This window comes from Pseudomonas sp. WMBT8 (genome assembly GCF_050916005.1).
In the GTDB taxonomy this organism is placed as follows: Bacteria; Pseudomonadota; Gammaproteobacteria; order Pseudomonadales; family Pseudomonadaceae; genus Aquipseudomonas.
This window is the reverse complement of the sequence record NZ_CP188096.1, coordinates 5,311,961-5,332,568: the sequence shown is the minus strand read 5'-3', so window position 1 is coordinate 5,332,568 and position 20,608 is coordinate 5,311,961. Positions and strand designations below refer to the sequence as shown.

Below are 20,608 nucleotides of genomic sequence, written 5' to 3'. Positions count from 1 at the left end.
TATATCCGCCGATGTGCTGCCCGCCCCCCATGACCAAACGTGAAGCTCCAATTTACAAGGTGATTTTCCTTAACCAGGGCCAGGTGTTCGAAATGTACGCCAAGCAGATCTATCAAAGTGATCTGTGGGGCTTCCTGGAAGTGGAAGAGTTCGTCTTTGGCGAGCGCACGCAACTGGTCGTCGATCCGGGCGAGGAAAAGCTCAAGGCCCAGTTCGAAGGCGTGGTGCGCAGTTTTGTGCCGATGCATTCGATTGTGCGTATCGATGAAGTCGAACGCTTGGGTACGCCGAAGATCAGCGAAGCGCGGGGCATGAGCAATGTCATGCCGTTTCCGATGCCGATGCCTGAGAAGTAGGCTTTTAGACCGCGTTGCGCCTATCGCAGGCAAGCCAGCTCGCACATTTTGATTTGTGAACGCATTCAAATGTGGGAGCTGGCTTGCCTGCGATGACGTCAGAAGGGTTTAGACAACCTCAAGGCAGCGGCGAAAAGGGTGAACGCCCATCCGCACTCTGCAATTCCTGCAAGTAATTGCGGAAAATCTGCCCCAGTACCTGGGTCGCCACTTCCAGCTCATCACGCTGCATGTGCTCGGCCACTTCGTCAGCGGTGTCGAGGGCATCTTCGGCGCCGTTGACCGCCGCCATCTTCAGCACGATATACGCCTGCACGTTATTGGCCGGCACGCCTTCGCCGTGGAAGAACATGCTGCCCAGCTTGAACTGCGCCTGGGCATGGCCCTGCAACGAGGCTTTCTCGAAGAAGCTCAGGGCTTTGTTCAGGTCGCGGGCAGGGTTTTTGTCGTCGTAGAAGAATTCACCCAACTCGTATTGCGCCTGCGCATCCCCGCTATCGGCCAGGGCCTGGCAGGCGTTCAGCGCCTCGGCCTGGCTGTCGGGCTGAGTATTGAGGGTGCAACGACCCATCGCTGGGATCAACAACGAGTTGCCGCCCGCTTGTGCATGTGCAAGCAGCGGTTGAAGGAGCAACAGGCAGCCCAGAACCAGGGTGCGGCCGGTGCGTTTCATGGGAATCGACTTACCTCTGACGGGGCGCGTGGAGCCACGTGGGGATCCAATAAGCGCGCATTATGAAATAAGCAGGCCTCTGCTTACAAAGTCTTTACTCGTTTTTCTGCTGCGTGGGCAAGTTATCTGCCGGATTGCAGGTGATTTCTCGAAAAAACGAGGAAATTTCTGTAAGCAAGGTAGCAAATCTGACGCCACCAGGGGCGGCGTCAGGTTGTGGCTGTCTTACTTCAAAGCGGCGAAGGCACGCTCGGCAGCATCCAGGGTCAGTTTCAGCTCGGCTTCGCCATGGGCGATGGAGGTGAAACCGGCCTCGAAGGCACTCGGTGCCAGGTACACACCGCCTTCGAGCATCAGGTGGAAGAAGCGCTTGAACAGGTTGGCATCGCTGCCCATCACATCGTCAAAGGTGACGATATCGTCGGCGCCGCTGAAATACAGGCCGAACATGCCGCCGGCCTGGGTGGTGACGAACGGGATGCCCGCCGCATCGGCGCGTTGTTGCAGGCCGTCCAACAGGCGGGTGGTGTAGTCGCTCAGTTCGGCATGGAAGCCCGGGCGGCTGATCAGGCGCAGGGTGGTCAGGCCGGCGGCCATGGCCAGCGGGTTACCGGACAGGGTGCCAGCCTGGTAGACCGGGCCCAGTGGCGCGATGTGCTGCATGATCTCGCGCTTGCCGCCGAAGCAGCCTACCGGCATGCCGCCGCCGATGATTTTGCCGAAGGTGCTGAGGTCCGGCGTTACACCGTAGTGAGCCTGGGCGCCGCCGAGGGCGACGCGAAAACCGGTCATCACTTCGTCGAAGATCAACACCACGCCGTGCTTGTCGCACTGCTCACGCAGACCTTCGAGGAATCCCGGGGCCGGTGGCACGCAGTTCATGTTGCCGGCCACCGGCTCGACGATGATGCACGCCACCTCCTGGCCGACTTCGCTGAGCATCTGCTCGACGGCGCCGATGTCATTGAACGGCAGGGTCAGGGTGTGCTTGGCAAACGCTGCTGGCACGCCCGCCGAACTCGGAACACCCTGGGTCAGCAGGCCGGAACCGGCCTTGACCAGCAGGCTGTCGGAGTGGCCGTGGTAGCAGCCTTCGAACTTGATGATGCTGTCGCGGCCGGTGAACCCACGGGCCAGGCGAATCGCGCTCATGGTCGCTTCAGTACCGGAGCTGACCATGCGCACCATCTCCATCGACGGCACGATCGAACACACCAGGTCCGCCATCTCGGTTTCCATGGCGGTGGGTGCGCCATACGACAAACCATGCTCCAACTGCTTGCGCACCGCGTCCAGCACGTCGGGATGGCTGTGGCCGAGGATCATCGGGCCCCATGAACCGACGTAGTCCACGTAGCGCTTGTCATCTTCGTCGGTGACGTAGGCGCCTTCGGCGTGCTTGAAGAACAGGGGCGTGCCGCCGACGCTCTTGAACGCACGCACGGGGGAGTTCACACCACCGGGGATGTGTTTCTGGGCATTGGCAAACAACGTTTCGGAACGAGACATGGGCAGGCTCTCTGAATTCAGGATTTGAGGAGTTCGTTGAAGGCGCGGGCGCGGCGCGTCACTTCCTGGGTGCTGTCGGCACCGAACAGGCCGTGGACCACCGCCAGCAGATCGGCGCCGTGCTCCACCAGGGGCGCGGCGTTTTCCAGGGTGATGCCGCCGATCACGCAGATCGGCAGCTGCAAGCGGGCGCGGGCCTGGGCGAGCATTTCAACGGTGGCTGCGGGCGCGCCGGGCTTGGTCGTGGAGTTGAAGAAACGGCCAAAGGCAACATAGCTGGCGCCTTCGCGCGCGGCTTGTTCGGCCAGTTCGATCTGGCTGTGGCAGGTGGAACCGATGATGGCATTGCGCCCGAGCAGCGCCCGGGCCGGGGTCAGCGGGCCGTCGGTCTGGCCCAGGTGGACGCCGACGCCAAGGCGCGCGGCCAGTTCGGCATCGTCATTGATGATCAACTGGGTCTTGTAGCGCGCGCACAGTTCACGCAGGGCCTCGGCTTCGCGCAGGCGACGGGCCTCGTCGCTGCTCTTGTCGCGGTATTGCAGCAAGGTCACGCCGCCTTCCAGCGCGGCCTCGACGTAGGACAGGAACTTACCGGCCAATAGTTGGCTGTCGGTAATGGCATACAGGCCACGTAATTTCATCGAGCAGGCCCCTTGGTGTTACGAACAGAAATCCAGTGGCAGGCGCCGCGGCACAAATTGCCCCTGGCCCAATTGTTCGGCGTCCCGCAGGGTGCGCCAGGTGTAGTTGAGTGCCGACTCCACGGCGCTGGCCAGGCCTTCGCCCTGGGCCAGGCGGCCGGCCAGGGCGCTGGCCAGGGTGCAGCCGGAGCCATGATAGCTACCTGGCAGGCGCTGGCAGGTGAAGGTGCGGCGCGTGCCGTCGCGGCTGTACAGGCGATTGTGCACCTCATGCTCGTCGCCATGACCGCCGGTGATCAACAGGTGCTTGATAAACGGCAGCAGCTTTTCGGCGCATTCGTCTGCCGTGCCTTCGGGCAGTTCGGCGAGGATGCGTGCTTCAGGCAGGTTGGGCGTGGCGATCAGCGACAACGGCAACAGCCGCTCGCGCATCGCATAACCGACCTCATCCTTGCCCAGGCTGCCGCCGCCCCCGGCGCGCAGCACCGGGTCGCAAACCACCGGCAGGTGCGGCTGCTGCTGGAGCAGTTCGACCACCGTATCGACCATCACGGTGGAGCCGAGCATGCCCAGCTTGACCGCCGCCACTTGCGAGTCGCCGAGCACGGCATTGGCCTGGGCCAATACCCACTCGCGATCGAGCACGCGAAAATCACTGACATTGACGGTGTTCTGCACGGTCAGCGCGGTCACGGCCGGGGCCGCATGACAGCCTTGGGCGAGCAGGGCTTCGATATCTGCCTGCAAGCCGGCGCCACCACTGGGATCATGGCCGGAGAGACAGAGGACAACGGGGCGGGAGCTGTAGATATTCATGGTGCGCGAGCTTACCACCAAACGCTTTTTGCGTGGCTGTCGGGCAGTGCTTGTATTTTACGCCGGAGCACGCGCAAAAATGGCTATAAGCCATCATTTATTTGTGGGCGATTGAACGCTGAAAGCCCCGTCCTAGAGCCTTTCAAAAAATTATTTCAATGGTGTCTTTTGGCCTTTACCGGCTATGCTAGAGTGGATCCAAACAACTTAAATGTATCGCCGGTGTACGTCATCTCAAAAGGAATGGGGGGCTTTTGACATAACCGGACAGGCCACGCTGGGGCTCTATGCGCTATTTGCTGATGTTTCTCTTGTGCGGGCTGCCGATGCTGGCCGGCGCCGTCGAGTTCAATGAAACCACCCGCAGCCTTCCCCTCGGCCGGATCATGCAAGTCCTCGAAGATCCCAGTGGCAGCGTCACTATCGCCGATGCCCGTTCCGCGGCACTGGCCAACCGCTACACCCGCCATGATAAAGACACGCTCAATGCCGGCTATTCACGCTCGGCGTTCTGGCTCAAGGTCGACCTGCATTACTTGCCCAAGGATCCCCACGCCCAGCGCACCTGGCTGCTGGAACTGGCCTATCCGCCCCTGGATCATCTTGAGTTGTACGTGCCCGATGGCGCCGGTGGCTACCGCCTGGCCGGGCGCACCGGGGATGCATTGCCGTTTGCCAGCCGGGAAATCCGCCAGAACAACTACCTGTTCAATGTCGATTTCAAGGCGGGCGAGGAGAAGACCCTCTATCTGCGCCTGCAAAGCGAAGGCTCGATCCAGGCCCCGTTGACCCTATGGTCGAGCACTGCCTACCTGGAAGACCAGCCGCTGCGCCTGTATGTGCTGGGCCTGATCTACGGTGTGCTGCTGGGGATGCTGGTATACAACCTGTTCATCTACCTCAGCGTGCGCGATACCAGCTACCTCTATTACATCCTCTATATCGCCTCGTTCGGCATGTACCAGCTTTCGGTGAATGGCGCGGCGGTGGAGTATTTCTGGCCGGACAACCCCTGGTGGGCGAATGCGGCGACACCGTTCCTGATCGGCGCGTCGGCATTGTTTGGCAGCCTGTTTGCCCGCAGCTTCCTGCACACCGCCCTCTATAGTCGCTGGGTGGACCGGCTGCTGCTGGTGCTGGTGGGCACGGGGGCGGTGGTGATGGTGTTGTCGCTGATGACCAGCTATGCCCTGGCCCTGCGCCTGGCGACCGCGCTGGCGCTGATTTTCACCGTGACCATCTTTGTCGCCGGGATCAGGGCCTGGTGCTGTGGCCAGCGCGTGGCGCGGTATTTCATCATCGCCTGGTCGGCGTTCCTGATCGGCGGGGTGGTCAACACGATGATGGTGTTGGGCTACCTGCCCAATGTGTTTCTCACCATGTACTCCAGCCAGATCGGCTCGGCCATCGAAGTCGCCCTGTTGTCCCTGGCCCTGGCCGACCGGATCAACGCGATGCGCGAACAGCAGGCGCAAATCCTGTTTGATGCCAGCCAGAAACTGGAAGTGCTCAACCAGCAACTGGCCCACAGCAACCAGTTGAAAGACGAATTCCTCGCGACCCTGACCCATGAACTGCGCACGCCGATGAACGGGGTGATTGGTTCACTGGAACTGATGCAGACCGAGCCCCTGGCCGGCGACCTCGCGCAGTACCAGCAAACCGCCGCCGGCTCGGCGCGGGACATGATGCGCATGGTCAACGGCATCCTCACCCTCACCGAACTGCAGGCCGGCCGCCTTAGCGCGCAGCCGCAGGTGTTCAGCCTGCGCGGGGTGCTCGATACCTTGCGCCAGCAGTTCCTGGGTAATGCCCAGGGCAAGGGCCTGGAGTTTTCCATTGATGTGGCGGGCGAGTTGCCGGATCGCCTGGAGGGCGATGCTGGCAAACTGATGCAGTGCCTGGAATGCCTGCTGGATAACGCGTTCAAGTTCACCCACGAAGGTGCCGTGCGCGTACGTGTGGTGGGGGTGCCCCGGGCTGATGGCCATCTGCATCTGACCTTTATCGTCACTGACTCCGGGATTGGCTTTGCGCAGTTGGATGAGGCGACCCTGTATCAGCGTTTCTTCCAGGTGGATGGCTCGACCACCCGCGAATACGGTGGCCTGGGTATTGGCCTGGCAATCTGCCGGCAGTTGATCGAATTGCTCGGTGGGCGCCTGACCCATCATTCCGAACCGCGCAAGGGCAGCCGTTTCCAGCTGGAGGTGGCGGTGATCGCGGTGCCTCCGGAGCCGTCCCGGGCCGTGGAACTGCACCGCGCGCCACAGGACTGCACGGTACTGCTGGTGGACGACAACAGCGTCTCGCAATTGGTCTTGCGCGGCATGTTGCTCAAGTTGGGCTACCGGGTAAAAGTGGCCGACAGCGGCCCCGTAGCCCTGGCGATGCTGCAGGAAGGGGCGTTTGATGCGGTGCTGCTGGATGTGCCCGAGGACGGCTTTTCCCTGTGCTGCCAGGTCCGCGCCTTGCCAGGCTGCGCTGAGCTGCCGGTGATCGCCTTGAGCGACTCCCTGCAAGGCAGCGCGCGCCAGCATTGTCATGGCATCGGCTTGACCGAGCAGTTACTCAAGCCGGTGCGTTTCGAGCTGTTGCAGGCGGTCTTGCAGCGGCGCCTGCTGTGCCCGCTAGAGGGTGAAAGCGCCGGCAGTTAGGCGCATATGCCACTTTTTTAAGGGTGGTGACGATGCTTAACTGAATTCAAGGCCCCAATGAACGTGGCCTTTTATCAGGAGGCCCGTCATGAATCTGCACCAGTTCGCCGAAACCCACGACGTTACCAACCAGCCGCCGTCCCTGGACGGCGCCAATCTGTATCGCCTCGACCTGCCCTTGCAAGAGTGGTCGCGGCGCTTCGGGGCGGGCTGGGCCGAAGCGCGTATCGATACCTACGGCGCCTTGGCAGGCGGGCCGCTGATGGAGGCGGGGTTCCTGGCGAATCAGAACAAGCCAGTGTTCAGCAGCCATGATCGCTATGGTCACCGCATTGACCTGGTGGAGTTTCATCCGGCCTATCACGAGCTGATGCGCACCGCCGTTGAACATGGCCTGCCGTCGTTGCCCTGGGCCCATCCGCAGCCTGGCGCGCATGTTGCCCGTGCGGCCATGACCTACCTGCACAGCCAGGCCGAAGCCGGCACCGGTTGCCCGCTGACCATGACCTTCGCCTGCGTGCCGGCCCTGCGCCTACAGCCAGACCTGGCTGATAGCTGGCTGCCAAAAATCCTCAACACCGAATATGACCCGCGCAATGTCGGCATCGCCCACAAGGCCGGCGCAACCATCGGCATGGCCATGACCGAGAAGCAGGGCGGCACCGATGTGCGCGCCAACACCACCCGCGCTTATCCCGTGGGCGCCGGCGGCCCTGGCCAGCCCTATGAGCTGGTAGGCCACAAGTGGTTCTGCTCGGCACCGATGTGCGATGCCTTTCTCACCCTGGCCCAGACTGACAAGGGCCTGACCTGCTTCCTACTGCCAAGACAGCGTCCGGATGACACGCGCAACCAGTTCTATATCCAGCGCCTGAAAAACAAGCTCGGCAATTGCTCCAACGCCTCCAGCGAAGTCGAATTCCGCGGGGCCCTGGCGTGGATGGTCGGCGAAGAAGGCCGTGGGGTGCCGACCATTATCGAGATGGTGGCCATGACCCGGTTCGATTGCATGGTTGGTTCCAGCTCCTTGATGCGCCAGGCGCTGACCCAGGCCAGCCATCATTGCGCTCATCGGTTGGTCGGTGGCCGGGTGCTCAGTGAGCAACCGTTGATGCAAAACGTGCTGGCCGACCTGGCCCTGGAAAGCGAGGCGGCCCTGGCCTTGAGCCTGCGCATGGGGCGGGCGCTGGATCATCTGGATGATGAGCAGGAGGCCAAGTTCGCGCGGCTGGTGACGGCGGTGGGCAAGTATTGGATCTGCAAACGTGCCCCGGCGATGATCAACGAAGCCGCCGAATGCATGGGCGGCGCCGGGTATGTCGAGGACAGCATCCTGCCGCGCCTGTACCGTGAGGCGCCGGTCAATTCGACGTGGGAAGGTTCTGGCAACGTGCAATGCCTGGACGTGCTGCGGGCCTTGTCGAAAGAGCCGGGCGTGCTGGAAACATTGTTTGTCGAGTTGGGCGACGGGCATGGTGATAAACGCCTGGCTCGGCATATCGAGCAGTTGAAATCGGCGTTTATGGACACCCAGGACATCCAGTACCGGGCGCGACAGCTGACCGAGGACATTGCCGTGGCGTTGCAGGCCAAGCTGTTGCTGGAGGCGGGCAATGCCAGTGTCAGCGATGGATTTATAGCCAGCCGCCTGGGTGAGTCGTCGGGGCGGGTATATGGCACCTTGCCACGGGGTGTGGATGTGCAGGCCATCGTCGCCCGCTCAACCCCGTCTCTCTGAATAAACCCGGTAAAAAATGTGGGAGCTGGCTTGCCTGCGATAGCGCTGGGTCAGCTACCTATGTATTGGCTGACCCGCCGCCATCGCAGGCAAGCCAGCTCCCACAGAGATTGCATTGATCTTGAGTGGGCGTGCCAATTCAGAGTTTGCGTCTGGCGGCGATGCAGGCAAGATGACCTCCTGCATGTAAGAAAACAGGAAGCCTACCGTGACCGAAGCTTTTGTTGTCGTTCAAACCGCCGAAGAGGCCGTGGACCGGCTGGCGGCTCTGCATGAGCGTGCTACCGGCGCGCTCAACCAGGCTCTCAAGCAATACCTCAAGGATCGCGTCGAGCCCGACGCCGCACAACGTGCGCTGTTTCGTTACCCGGAACTGCGCCTGACCTACCACTGCCACGGCGAAGTCCCACAGACCACTCGCGCTTACGCCAAGGTGCAGTTGCCGGGTACCTACAGCGTCACCGTCACCCATCCGGCGGCGTTCCGTAAATACCTGCTGGAACAACTGGTGCCGCTGATGCACGACTTCACCGTGACGGTGGAAGTGGGCGTCAGCCAGCAGAACATCCCTTATCCATACGTGGTGGAGCAGGGTGACGAACTGGCTGGCTCCGGCGTGACCGCCGCGACCCTGGCGCGGGTATTCCCCAGCACTGACCTGTCCGCCGCCACCGATGGCATCGCCGATGGCCTGTATGACTGGGAAAACACCGACCCACTGCCCCTGGCGCTGTTCGATGCGGCCCGCGTGGATTTCTCCCTGCGCCGCCTGGTGCACTACACCGGCAGCGATTGGCGCCATGTGCAGCCGTGGATTCTGCTGACCAACTACCACCGCTATGTCGACCAGTTCATCGTCCATGGCCTGGAGCAGTTGCGCAGCGACCCACGCTTTATCCGCATGGTGCTGCCGGGCAACGTGATCATCGAAAAAGGCATGGACCATGGCGAAGCGTCTGCCATTGCCGCAGGCGTGGTCTGGCACCGTTATCAGATGCCGGCCTACCACTTGCAGGCCAGCGATGGCCACGGCGTGACCCTGGTCAACATCGGTGTCGGTCCGTCCAATGCCAAGAACATCACCGACCACCTGGCGGTGCTGCGTCCCCATTGCTGGTTGATGATTGGCCACTGTGGCGGCCTGCGCCAATCCCAGACCATCGGCGACTATGTGCTGGCCCACGCTTATATGCGGCGTGATGGCATTCTCGACCGCGTGGTGCCGCCGAACATCCCGATCCCGGCCCTGGCCGAAGTGCAGATGGCGTTGCAACAAGCGGCGGCCAACGTCACTGGCGAGAGGGGCGAAGAGCTGAAAAAACGCCTGCGCACCGGCACCGTATTGACCTACGACGACCGCAACTGGGAACTGCGCTGGGCCCAGGAACGGCCGCTGATCAACCTGTCCCGCGCGGTGGCCGTGGATATGGAAAGCGGCACCATCGCCGCGCAAGGCTACCGTTTGCGGGTGCCTTACGGCACGTTGCTGTGTGTGTCGGACAAGCCGTTGCACAGTGAAATCAAGTTGCCTGGTTCGGCCAACGCGTTCTATGAGCGGGCCGTGAGCCAGCACCTGAAGATCGGCATCGAGGCGGTGGACTTGTTGCGCACCGAGCTTAACTCGTTGCATTCGCGCAAGCTGCGCAGCTTTGACGAGCCGCCGTTCCGCTAAGTAGCGGGGTGGTTATTTAACGGTCAGGCCACTAGCATGGTCGGCCCTGACCGTTAGATATTCCGTTGCCATGTCCCGTCCTGCCCGCCCTGATTCGCGCCGCCCTGGCGTGAAACCTCCCCATGTCGCTGCTCGCCGTGTCGCCAAGGCGCCGCCGGCCGAGCCGAAGTTGATCCTGTTCAACAAACCTTTCGACGTGCTGACCCAGTTCAGTGACGAAGGCGGGCGCGCGACCCTCAAGGACTTCATCGATATCCCGGGCATCTATCCGGCCGGGCGCCTGGATCGGGACAGCGAAGGCCTGTTGCTGCTGACCAATGATGGCCAGTTGCAGGCGCGGATTGCCGATCCCAAGCACAAACTGGCGAAAACTTATTGGGTGCAAGTAGAGGGCGAGCCCACCGAGGAGCATCTGCAACGCTTGCGCGCGGGGGTGGAGTTGAATGACGGCATGACCTTGCCGGCTGAAGCCCGTCGACTGGACGAGCCGGCGCTATGGCCACGCAACCCGCCGGTACGCTTTCGTAAAAACCTGCCGACCTATTGGTTGGAACTGGTGATCCGCGAGGGGCGCAACCGTCAGGTGCGGCGCATGACCGCCGCCGTGGGTTTGCCGACGTTGCGCCTGGTGCGGGTGAAAATCGGCGACTGGTCGATTGAAGGCCTGGGCCAAGGCCAGTACCGCGAAGTGCCGGCGCGCTTATAAAGCCCCGGACTCGATCAGGCCGATGACCACGCTCTTGATGATAAACGCGGCCACGCCCAGGCCCAGCACGAAGAACAGAATCAGCGAGCCAAAGCGCCCGGCCTTGGACTTCTTCGCCAGGTCCCAGACGATAAAGCCCATGAAAATGATCAGGAGGGTGACCAGGCCGGTCATCATCCACTCTTCAAACAGCACGGGGTCAATCGAATTCATTGGGCAGTTTCCGACAAAGGCAGGCGCGAAGTATAAGGCAAGGCGGCAGGTGCAACGTTGACCTGCGTCGGTGCGTCGCACCCAGGTGTCACTGCCTGGGCGCGCTCAAAATGTGGGAGCTGGCTTGCCTGCGGTAGCGGACTGTCAGCTGGCATATCAGCGACTGAAATTTCGCTATCGCAGGCAAGCCAGCTCCTACAGGGGGTTAGTGGTGAGTTTCAGGTGCGCAGGTGAGTCAACGGCAACTCGGTGCTGTTGAGCACCTGGTTCAGCACAAAGCTGGAGCGCACGCTGGTCACGCCTTCGATCCGGGTCAGGTGGCCCAGCAGCAGTTTTTGATAGTGATCCATGTCCGGCACCACCACCTTCAGCTGATAGTCGGCATCCATCCCGGTGACCAGGCTGCACTCCAGCACCTGCGGCAAGGTGCGGATCGCCGCTTCAAAGTTCTCGAAACGCTCGGGTGTGTGTCGGTCCATGCCGATCAATACGTAGGCCGTCAGGCTCAGGCCGAGCATCTTGCGGTCGAGCAGGGCGACCTGGCGTGAGATGTAGCCGTCGTCCTCCAATTGCTTGACCCGGCGCGAGCAGGGTGACGGCGACAGGCCAATCCGCTCGGCCAGCTCCTGGTTGGAGATCCTCGCGTCGCGCTGTAATTCCGCCAAAATACTCAGGTCGTATCGGTCAAGTTTGCTCATGGGGCTGGCCTTTGTCGTAACTATTGCTGCGAATTATCTATCCAGGGTTAAAAATTGCGCAAGCACTGTTTATTGACGCAATCTTCGCAATCATCTACCAGCGCCTCACGCCTATGATTACCAACAGAATCACTGCCCGGACATAGAGTCCACTGCAGCCCGCCCAATCAGGCCGGCTGCGGCCCGCCAACCCCACCGGGTTGCGCCGGCCCCCGGGCTGCACACTGTCCACAAGACGGCGTGAGGTGAGCCAACGTCATAAGCGTTGAGCCAGGACGAAGTTCTCAAGGGGCGACCGACGGGTCGCCCCTTTTCTTTTGCCGGCGAAAATTGTGCGGGTGACTGTTAACCTGTTGCAGAACCGGGCCCGGCTTTTCCAGTCTCATGCATAGGCCCTAATCCGCAGTGAGGAATAGCATGAAGCCCATCTGGCGTTTGGCAGGTGTAGGTGTGTTGATGGTCACCATGGGTTTTCAGGTGATGGCCGACGAACGAGACAATGCACCCCGCCAGGGCCAAGGCCCGCAGGGTGGTGGTGGGCAGCATGAGCGAGGGCCGGGGAACAACCAGCCGCGCCCGGAACACAACCAGCCCCGCCCGCAAAACCAGCAGGGCGAGCGCGGTGGCCAGAATGGCCAGTGGCAGGCTCGTCCGCAAGGCAATCAAGCCCCGCACCCGGCACCCCAGGCGGGAAGCAATCTGCCGATCCAGGCCCGGCCCGATTCTGTCGGCCAGACCCAGGAGCCGCGCCAGGGCAACTACCGTGACATTCCCCGGCGCAATGATGGCAACCCGCATTGGCAAGCTGGCGGCCCCGGCTCGCGTCCTGGCTACGACGGCCACCCCAATGACAACCGCTGGCCAGGCCGCCCCGACGGGCACGGCAACGGCTGGGGCCCGGGCCCGCAGTATCGGCCCGGCTACACGGTGGATCGCTTCCCTGACCGCAATTACCGCGTGCCCTATCGCGGCCAGGACTATTTCTTCTCGGGTGGCTATTGGTATCGCCCCCAAGGCCCGCGCTATGTAGTGGTTACGCCGCCCTATGGGATTCGTGTGCATTACCTGCCGGACTATGCGCGGGAAGTGTGGGTCGGCAGCGCGCTGTTTTTCCTCGCCGCTGGCGCCTATTACAGCTACGAGAGCAGCACCCAGCAGTACGTGGTGGTGCAACCGCCGGTCGCCAGCCTGCCGCCGCAGCCGGCGCCCCAAGGCAACGGCTATGACGTGGTGGCCTATCCCGCCAACGGCCAATCGCCCGCCCAGGTGCAGCAGGACGGTTACGATTGCTATCGCTGGGCGGTGCAGCAGAGTGGCTTCGATCCGCAGGCAGTCACCTACGCGCCTGCGCCGGCGGTGGTGCAAACCTACCGCCAGGCCCAGGGCAACTGCCTGAGCAGCCGCGGGTATCAGGTGACCTACTAGGCCTTGTTCCCCGTGACCACTTCCTGCGGGTCGGCGTGCACCAGCACTTCGGCCCGTGGATAGGCCTGGTGGATGGCATCGGCGGCCTGGTCGCTGATGCCGTGGGCCACCGACAGGCTCAACTCTCCCGGTAACTCCAGGTGCAACTGCACAAACCAGTGGTTGCCGGAGATCCGCGTGCGCAAATCGTGGGCGCCCAGCACGCCAGGCACGCCCTGGGCCAGTTCGAGCATGTGCTGGCTGACTTCGGCCGGTAGCTCTTCATCCATCAGCACCGCAAAGCTTTCCCGGGCGATCTGGATCGCGCTCCAGATGATGTAGACGGCGATCCCCAGGCCAAACCAGGCATCGACTTGATGCAAGCCGAAGGCGGCCAGCACCAGCGCCAATAAAATGCTGCCATTGAGCAGCAGATCCGAACGGTAGTGCAGCGAGTCGGCGCGCACCGCGTTCGAGCCGGTTTCGCGGATGACCCGGTGTTGCAGGATCAGCAGCGCCACGGTCAGCGCCAGCGACAGCACAATCACCGCAATACTCAGCCAGGGCGCACCCACCGGTTCCGGGTGCTGCAAACGCTGGTACGCCTGGAAGGCGATCAACACCGCACTGCCGGCGATAAACAGCGCCTGGGCCATGCCCGCCAGGGATTCCGCCTTGCCATGCCCATAACGGTGATCGTCATCCGCCGGGCGCAGCGCGTAGTGCACCGCCAGCAGGTTGACCAGCGAGGTCACGCCATCGAGCAGCGAGTCGGTCAACCCGGCGAGCATGCTCACTGAACCACTGAGCCACCAGGCGATGGCTTTGCCGACAATCAAGACACAGGCCACGCCGACCGAGGCGCGGGTAGCCAGGCGCAAGAGCCTGGCGTGTTCGGTGCTGGTGCTCATGGGGCGCTCAAATCCTTATGCCGCAGGTTGCAGGCCCAGGGCGGCAAGTTGTTGCACGCTGCCCTTGAACTGGATCAGGCGCGGGTCGTCTAGCGGCAGGCTGCGGCCGGTTTCGTGCTCGATGATGGTTTGCAGCTTGGTGTTATCCACCTTGCCGTCGGCGCCGATGGCTTCTTGCAGTTTTTCGGGGGCCACTTGTGCGGTTTTGCCGGGCTCGAAGTAAATCGCGCCGGTGGCGAAGTCCACGCCAAAGGCGATCAGGCCGGGGATCACATAAAACAGCAAGCCGACCGCATCGAGCACGGCAATTGCCGGGTCGATCTTGCCGTCGATCTGGCCACGGCGATCAGGATAGAAAATCGAACCGCAAGCCGTCAGTTGGCTCAGCAGGGTGACGGCCAGAACACCGCCGATGACACGGGAAGCAATACGCATGGGACTCTCCTGAACACTTGTAGGGTGTGACTATAAAGCAGATCTGCCTGGTGCCATCGCTCAAATGTGGGAGCTGGCTTGCCTGCGATAGCGGTGGGTCAATGAACAAATCCGCTACTGGCCCAGCGCTATCGCAGGCAAGCCAACTCCCACATGTGGCCGTATTTGAGCACCTGAGAGACCATCGATATCCAGCCGTTCGCCGTTATACTCGCCGTTCTGCCTTGGAGCCAGTATGAATTCGTTGCCAATCGATGATGTTTTACCCGCCTTGCGTGAAGCCTTGGCGACGCGCCATGAAGCGGTGCTTGAAGCACCGCCCGGCGCCGGTAAAACCACACGGGTGCCGTTGGCGTTGTTGCAGGAAACCTGGCTGGCCGGGCAAACCATCCTGATGCTTGAACCGCGTCGGCTCGCCGCTCGCGCCGCCGCCGAACGCCTGGCCAGTGAGTTGGGGGAGAAGGTCGGCGAAACCGTCGGCTACCGCATCCGCCTGGACAGCAAGGTCGGCCCCAACACGCGGATCGAGGTGGTCACCGAAGGCATCCTCACCCGCCGCCTGCAGGATGATCCTGCGCTGGACGGCGTGGGTCTGCTGATCTTCGACGAATTCCACGAACGCAGCCTCGACGCCGACCTGGCGCTGGCCCTGAGCCTGAACGGCCGCGAGCTGTTTCGTGACGAGCAGCCGCTGAAAATCCTCCTGATGTCCGCCACCCTCGAAGGCGAACGCCTGTCGGGTCTGCTGGGCGACGCGCCGATCCTGCGCAGTGAAGGGCGCATGTACCCGGTGCAGATGCGCTGGGGCCGGCCATTCCAGCCCGGTGAATTTATCGAGCCGCGGCTGGTGCAGACCATCCTTGAAGCCCTGCACGACGAAACCGGCAGCGTGCTGGTGTTCCTGCCAGGGCAGGCGGAGATTCGCCGGGTCAATCAGCAGTTGGCGGACGCCCTCGGTGAGCGCAGCGACGTGCTGCTCTGCCCGCTGCACGGCGAACTCGACCTGACAGCCCAGCGGGCAGCCATCGACCCGGCGCCGGCGGGCAAACGCAAAGTGGTGCTGGCCACCAACATTGCCGAGACCAGCCTGACCATCAATGGCGTGCGGGTGGTGATAGACGCCGGGTTGGCACGGGTCCCGCGTTTCGACCCAGGCAGTGGCATGACCCGCCTCGACACCCAGCGCATCTCCCGTGCCAGTGCCACTCAGCGCGCCGGCCGGGCCGGGCGATTGGAGCCTGGCGTATGTTACCGCCTGTGGTCCGAGGACCAGCATGAAGGGCTGGCGGCCTATGGCAGCGCAGAGATCCTCTCGGCGGACCTGGCCGGCCTGGCCCTGCAACTGACGCGTTGGGGCGTGACGCCGACGCAACTGGTGTGGCTCGATGTGCCGCCCACCGCCGCCTATGCCCAGGCCCAGGATCTGCTTGAGCGTCTGGGCGCGTTGAAGGACGCGAGCTTGACCACCCACGGGCAGAAAATGGCCAGCCTGCCGGCGCACCCACGTATCGCGCATTTGTTGTTGCGCGGTCAGGACCTGGGGTTGGCGAATATGGCCTGTGATGTCGCCGCGCTACTGGGCGAGCGCGACATCCTGCGCGGCGCGGGCGCGGATTTGCACAGTCGCCTGGCATTGCTGTCCGGCGAGGAGCGGGCCCGTGGCACTCAAGGTGGTGTGCAGCGGGCCAGGCAGTTGGCGCGGCAATATCGCGGTTATCTCAGAGGCAAGGCCGAGCAACCGGTGGCCGATCCCGATCATCCGCGCTGGCTGGGTGCCTTGCTGGCGTTGGCCTACCCGGACCGGGTGGCCCAGCAACGCCGCGCCGGCGGCGCTGAGTATCGCCTGGCCAATGGCCGCGCGGCGCTGTTTGCCGAAGCCGACAGCCTGATGAAACAGCCGTGGCTGGTCATCGCCGACCTGGGCAGCCGCCAGGGGCAGCGTGAAGAGCGGATCTACCTGGCCGCCGACTTCGATCCGGCATTGTTCGATTCGGTATTGGCCGAGCAAGTACGCAGCTTCGATCAGCTGGATTGGGACGAACGCGAAGGTGTATTGCGTGCCGAGCGCCAGCGCAAGGTTGGTGAATTGGTGCTCAGCCGCGAGCCACTGACTGGCCTGGACGAGTCCGCCCGCAGTCAGGCGCTGGTCAACCTGGTGCGACGCAAAGGCCTGGAACTGCTGCCCTGGACCCCGGAACTGCGCCAGTGGCAGGCCCGTGTCACGTTGTTGCGCCAACTGGACGCCGGCAAACCCAGCGAATGGCCCGACGTCAGTGACAGCGCCTTGCTCGCCAGCCTGGAGCGCTGGTTGATGCCGTACCTGGGCAAGGTCTCGCGCTTGAGCCATTTCGCCAACCTGGACATCTCCAGCTTCCTGCACAACCTGTTGCCCTGGCCGCTGCCCCAGCGCCTGGACGAATTGGCGCCCCAGCATTTGAAAGTGCCGTCGGGCTCATCGGTACGCCTGGACTACAGTGAGCAGCCGCCGATTCTTGCGGTGCGCCTGCAGGAGCTGTTCGGCCTGGCCGACACTCCGCGCATTGCCGGTGGGCGGCAGGTGGTGAAGTTGCACCTGCTGTCGCCAGCGCGGCGGCCGGTGCAGGTGACCCAGGATCTGGCGAACTTCTGGCGCAGTACCTACGCCGAGGTGAAGAAGGATCTGAAAGGGCGGTACCCCAAGCATTACTGGCCGGATGACCCGCTGGTGGCGGAGGCGACTGCGCGGATCAAGCCACGCAAATAATCATGCTTAATATCCAAATGTAGGAGCTGGCTTGCCTGCGATAGCGGTGGGTCAGCTGGTCAGGTTCTGGCTGACAGACCGCTATCGCAGGCAAGCCAGCTCCTACACAAACCCTATTCCACATCGGGTTGTGTGCTGTGGGCTATTGCGCAGCGGGCAGCAGGAACCGCGCAATCACCGGCAGGTGATTGGAAATACGCAACGTATCGTCCTGCCTCACCCGCGCTTCAACCTTCTTCAGCCTAGGGCTATAGAACAGATAATCCACCGTGCGATCCGGCCCATCGAGGCCCGGGTCGTTGGGGAAGTGGGTCAGCCACTGCGCCCGGTCAATCCCGCTGGATTGGCTGTTGCTGGGGACCATCGGATATTTGTCCCACAGCAGATGCAGTTCACTGTCCGGCGAATACTGCCCGCGTCTGCCGGCGTCCAGGCGTAGGAATTGCCCCAGCGGCAGCAGGTTGAAATCCCCGCCAATCAGCCACGGCGTGCCCCGGCTTTCGAATTTATCCAGCAGCTTGATGGTCGCCTGCACCTGCTCGCGCACCGCGCTGTGGCCGGGTGCGGCGTTGTCCAGGCGAGTGTTGAGCACCGCCAGTTGGCCGCCGTCGCTCAACGGCAGGTAGCTGAGCAGCAACGCAGGCTTGGGCTGGAACTGACGGCTGATCAGGTTGGCCGGGGCCACCGGCAGTTGCAGGCGCTCGGCATGTTCGATCTGGTAGCGGCTCAGGGTCACCAGCTTGCGGCCAACACTGCCGAATATATGCCAGTCGGGCACAAAGTCGGCTTTCCAGTCGAAGGCCTGGACGCTGCACGGATAGAGGTCCACCAGGCGCTCCTGGAGCAGCGCCAGTTGATCCTGGTAATGGGACGGCTTGGCGCCTTCGTCCAGTTCCTGCAGCAACAGCACGTCTGGCTGTTCGTCGCGGATCACCCGCGCCACTTCGTCCAGGCTGGAGGCCATGTCTTCGATAGTGGGGCGCTCGTCCGGGCCGCTGCCGTCGGGGGTGTCGTACCAGAACACGTAGTTTTTGCCGGCCAGGTATTGCACGTTCCAGGTCATCACCTTGAGCGCCTGGCCGGGCAGCAGCGTCGGCGCACGCGGGGCGACACAGCTTACGGGCAAGGTCTCTTTTTCGGCGGGGCGCCAGGTCAGGCTGTAGACTAGGGCGGTCAGCAAGCCTGCGAGGATCAGCAGGCCCACCAGGGTGGTACGCAGTAAACGGGTCATCGGCTCGCCTTATGGCGCTGCTGAACAGGCCCCGAGCATACCCGACCGGTGGCCGGGAGCCCAAGGACCATGTTAGCGGGCGTCGGCATCACCGGCGATCAGCATGAACAGGCGGAACAGCACCACGCTGGTAAACAGCTGCAGGAAGCTGTGGGCACTGTCGATCAGCACCGCCAGCAACGGGTTCTGCGGGTCGGGCCAGGCCGCGACGCTGGCGCCCTTGAGCAGCCACAGCGGGGTCATCACGCACAACAGGCAGACCAGGATGCGCAGGAAATGCCCTCGGGTCAGGCGAAAACTTTCCTTCATCGCCGCCAGCGCCGTCATACCACGCAGTACCAGCAGGTATTCGGCGAAGGCCAGGGTGACCATCAGCCACAGCCCCGGCAGGAAATACAGCGACAGCCCGAGCAGGATCAGCAGGGTGCTCATGGCGGTCAGCAGCGCATAGCGGGGCCACAGGGTCAGCGCCATGGCCAGCACGTCGGCGGTGCGCGGCGACTCGCCACGGCTGCGGGCGTCGAGGAACAGGATCAGGGCGGCGGTGTACAGCGGGTACACCAGCAGGCCGACGATCATGCTGTAGCCGGTAAACGCCTGCGGGCCCAGGGTGCGATCGAGCACTTGTTGCAGCACGGCTTCCAGGATCACCAAAGGCAGGCACAACTGTACGATGGCGCCCAGGTTGCGCTGGAAAAAGTAGAAAGAGTCGCGCAGAACGGTCAACGGATTCATCAAAGTCATCACAGGCCAAAAAAGCAGCGGACACTTTAACCGATCACCGACAAACGTAAACCTTGGGTAAAGATCATTGAAACACCGCAGGCCAGCCCCATTACTGGTGGCGTACCTTGCTCAATGCGGGCGGGACGCAGATTTTTACCGGCAATCTAACGAGGTCGCCATGAACAGCGAAGAGCAAACCCTGATCGATGGACTGTTTTCACGGTTGCAGCAAGCCGAAACGGACTCAGCCCCCCGCGACGCCCAGGCAGAAGCGCGGATCAAGGAGCACATCACTCGCCAACCGGCCGCCGGGTATTTCATGACCCAGGCGATTCTGGTGCAGGAAGCCGCGATCAAGAGCCTGGATGCGCAGAACAAGCAGCAGGCGCAGCAGATCCAGCAATTGCAGGATGAACTACAACGGGCCAGAACAACGCCGCCGGCCACCAGCGGTGGTGGGTTCCTGTCGAGCATCTTTGGCGCCAGCTCACGCGAGCCGCAGCCTGCGACCAGCGCGCCGGCATCGAACGCGGGTGGTTGGCGCGAGCCGACCCGGCCGGGTTTCAACAGCGCGCCTGCGCCGCAACAGAACTATCAGCAACCCCAGCAGGCGGCCCCCGCAGGTGGTGGCTTTCTTGGCGGCGCCCTGAAAACCGCAGCCGGCGTGGCCGGTGGTGTGATGCTGGCCCAAGGCATCAGCAGCCTGTTCAGCCACAACCAGCAACCGCAGGTAGTGGAAGAGATCATCCGCGAAGAGCCGGCGCCTGCCAGTGACAACAGCGGCTGGGGCAATGACAGCGCGGACACCTACGCCGACAGTGGTTATGACGACGATTCCTCCTTCCTTGGCGACGACGACTCCTTCGTCTGACACACACTGAACCGGGGCGCGCTGTCGCCCCGGTCTGATTTTTCTCGGAAACCTCCTCTTGACTGGCATACTGAGGGCCTTTGCGGGCCATCACGTCCCCGTGCCATGAGGATATGCGGTGAAAAAAATAGCAGTGTTCGCCGATGTCCAGAACCTCTACTACACCGTGCGCCAGGCCTACGGCTGCCACTTCAACTACGCCGCCCTGTGGGCTGATATCAGCCAGCGCGGGCAGATCGTCGAAGCGTATGCCTATGCCATCGACCGTGGCGACAGCAAGCAGCAGCAATTCCAGCAGATCCTGCGCAACCTGGGCTTTACCGTGAAGCTCAAGCCGTACATCCAGCGCAGCGACGGCTCGGCCAAGGGCGACTGGGACGTGGGCATCACCATCGACATCATGGACGCCGCCGCCCATGTCGACGAAGTGGTGCTGGCCTCGGGGGATGGAGACTTCGACATGTTGCTCGATCGCATCATCCACAAGCATGGCGTCGAAGCCGTGGCCTACGGCGTGCCGGGGCTGACGGCCAACTCGTTGATTCGCGCGGCCAGCCGCTACGTGCCTATCGAAGGCGCGTTGTTGCTCAAATAGATTTTCAGATGGG

At 62.7% G+C, this 20,608-nt stretch carries 19 protein-coding genes; 9 read left to right on the top strand and 10 right to left on the bottom strand.

Annotated features, from left to right (window positions below; translation table 11 throughout):
• Positions 1-29 precede the first annotated feature (29 nt).
• Positions 30-356 carry a DUF1820 family protein gene (locus ACO77H_RS24260; RefSeq protein WP_003215457.1) on the top strand — a complete coding sequence of 109 codons (327 nt, stop codon included), beginning with the start codon at positions 30-32 and terminating at the stop codon, positions 354-356.
• 118 nt (positions 357-474) lie between these two features.
• On the opposite strand, the gene ACO77H_RS24255 is transcribed toward ACO77H_RS24260, so the two are convergent.
• The 4 genes from ACO77H_RS24255 to ACO77H_RS24240 form a co-directional block, all read right to left on the bottom strand.
• Entirely contained in the window at positions 475-1,029 is a 555-nt protein-coding gene (locus ACO77H_RS24255) for a tetratricopeptide repeat protein (RefSeq protein ID WP_169951182.1), read from the bottom strand.
• A gap of 225 nt (positions 1,030-1,254) precedes the next feature.
• Positions 1,255-2,538, bottom strand: coding sequence for a glutamate-1-semialdehyde 2,1-aminomutase (gene hemL / locus ACO77H_RS24250; RefSeq protein WP_169951180.1), 1,284 nt, complete (start codon positions 2,536-2,538; stop codon positions 1,255-1,257).
• A 17-nt stretch (positions 2,539-2,555) separates the two neighbouring features.
• Positions 2,556-3,179 (bottom strand): thiamine phosphate synthase, encoded by a 624-nt coding sequence (thiE, locus tag ACO77H_RS24245; RefSeq protein ID WP_170041677.1) that lies wholly within the window; start codon positions 3,177-3,179, stop codon positions 2,556-2,558.
• Positions 3,180-3,197: 18 nt separating this feature from the next.
• Positions 3,198-3,995, bottom strand: a complete 798-nt coding sequence (locus tag ACO77H_RS24240) for a hydroxymethylpyrimidine/phosphomethylpyrimidine kinase (protein WP_169951175.1) — start codon at positions 3,993-3,995, stop codon at positions 3,198-3,200.
• Between the two features lie 287 nt (positions 3,996-4,282).
• Here ACO77H_RS24240 and ACO77H_RS24235 point away from each other — a divergent pair, with 287 nt between their 5' ends.
• From ACO77H_RS24235 to ACO77H_RS24220, 4 genes are all read left to right on the top strand, one after another.
• Positions 4,283-6,652: a hybrid sensor histidine kinase/response regulator gene (locus ACO77H_RS24235; RefSeq protein ID WP_172312294.1), complete on the top strand. Its 2,370-nt coding sequence runs from the start codon at positions 4,283-4,285 to the stop codon at positions 6,650-6,652.
• Positions 6,653-6,740: 88 nt separating this feature from the next.
• Complete coding sequence (locus ACO77H_RS24230; protein ID WP_169951171.1) at positions 6,741-8,390, top strand: acyl-CoA dehydrogenase family protein; 1,650 nt, start codon at positions 6,741-6,743, stop codon at positions 8,388-8,390.
• Between the two features lie 208 nt (positions 8,391-8,598).
• Positions 8,599-10,062 carry an AMP nucleosidase gene (gene amn / locus ACO77H_RS24225; RefSeq protein ID WP_170041679.1) on the top strand — a complete coding sequence of 488 codons (1,464 nt, stop codon included), beginning with the start codon at positions 8,599-8,601 and terminating at the stop codon, positions 10,060-10,062.
• Positions 10,063-10,132: 70 nt separating this feature from the next.
• A complete protein-coding gene (locus tag ACO77H_RS24220; RefSeq protein ID WP_432754662.1) occupies positions 10,133-10,768 on the top strand; it encodes a pseudouridine synthase in 636 nt (211 codons plus the stop codon).
• Here ACO77H_RS24220 and ACO77H_RS24215 read toward each other — a convergent pair.
• Both ACO77H_RS24215 and ACO77H_RS24210 read right to left on the bottom strand, forming a co-directional pair.
• On the bottom strand, positions 10,763-10,972 hold the full coding sequence (locus ACO77H_RS24215) for a DUF2788 domain-containing protein (protein WP_038448064.1): 210 nt from the start codon (positions 10,970-10,972) through the stop codon (positions 10,763-10,765). The two genes, ACO77H_RS24220 and ACO77H_RS24215, sit on opposite strands and share 6 nt — an antisense overlap.
• A gap of 227 nt (positions 10,973-11,199) precedes the next feature.
• On the bottom strand, positions 11,200-11,679 hold the full coding sequence (locus ACO77H_RS24210) for an Lrp/AsnC family transcriptional regulator (RefSeq protein ID WP_003176264.1): 480 nt from the start codon (positions 11,677-11,679) through the stop codon (positions 11,200-11,202).
• A gap of 417 nt (positions 11,680-12,096) precedes the next feature.
• On the opposite strand from ACO77H_RS24210, the gene ACO77H_RS24205 reads away from it, so the two are divergent.
• Entirely contained in the window at positions 12,097-13,104 is a 1,008-nt protein-coding gene (locus tag ACO77H_RS24205) for a DUF6515 family protein (RefSeq protein ID WP_432754661.1), read from the top strand.
• Here the strand turns inward: ACO77H_RS24205 and ACO77H_RS24200 are convergent.
• Together ACO77H_RS24200 and ACO77H_RS24195 are read right to left on the bottom strand one after the other, a co-directional pair.
• Positions 13,101-13,994: a cation diffusion facilitator family transporter gene (locus ACO77H_RS24200; RefSeq protein ID WP_169951167.1), complete on the bottom strand. Its 894-nt coding sequence runs from the start codon at positions 13,992-13,994 to the stop codon at positions 13,101-13,103. The two genes, ACO77H_RS24205 and ACO77H_RS24200, sit on opposite strands and share 4 nt — an antisense overlap.
• A 15-nt stretch (positions 13,995-14,009) precedes the next feature.
• Positions 14,010-14,429: a polyribonucleotide nucleotidyltransferase gene (locus ACO77H_RS24195; protein ID WP_169951165.1), complete on the bottom strand. Its 420-nt coding sequence runs from the start codon at positions 14,427-14,429 to the stop codon at positions 14,010-14,012.
• 235 nt (positions 14,430-14,664) lie between these two features.
• Between ACO77H_RS24195 and hrpB the strand changes: the two genes are divergently transcribed.
• Positions 14,665-17,172 carry an ATP-dependent helicase HrpB gene (gene hrpB, locus ACO77H_RS24190; RefSeq protein ID WP_432754660.1) on the top strand — a complete coding sequence of 836 codons (2,508 nt, stop codon included), beginning with the start codon at positions 14,665-14,667 and terminating at the stop codon, positions 17,170-17,172.
• Between the two features lie 142 nt (positions 17,173-17,314).
• Here hrpB and ACO77H_RS24185 read toward each other — a convergent pair whose 3' ends face one another.
• A complete protein-coding gene (locus ACO77H_RS24185) occupies positions 17,315-18,403 on the bottom strand; it encodes an endonuclease/exonuclease/phosphatase family protein (RefSeq protein ID WP_169951161.1) in 1,089 nt (362 codons plus the stop codon).
• A 72-nt stretch (positions 18,404-18,475) separates the two neighbouring features.
• Positions 18,476-19,138: a YciC family protein gene (locus ACO77H_RS24180; protein ID WP_170041681.1), complete on the bottom strand. Its 663-nt coding sequence runs from the start codon at positions 19,136-19,138 to the stop codon at positions 18,476-18,478.
• A 169-nt stretch (positions 19,139-19,307) separates the two neighbouring features.
• On the opposite strand from ACO77H_RS24180, the gene ACO77H_RS24175 reads away from it, so the two are divergent.
• Positions 19,308-20,000 carry a DUF2076 domain-containing protein gene (locus tag ACO77H_RS24175; RefSeq protein ID WP_432754659.1) on the top strand — a complete coding sequence of 231 codons (693 nt, stop codon included), beginning with the start codon at positions 19,308-19,310 and terminating at the stop codon, positions 19,998-20,000.
• Positions 20,001-20,118: 118 nt separating this feature from the next.
• Entirely contained in the window at positions 20,119-20,595 is a 477-nt protein-coding gene (locus tag ACO77H_RS24170; RefSeq protein WP_032861784.1) for an NYN domain-containing protein, read from the top strand.
• Positions 20,596-20,608 lie beyond the last annotated feature (13 nt).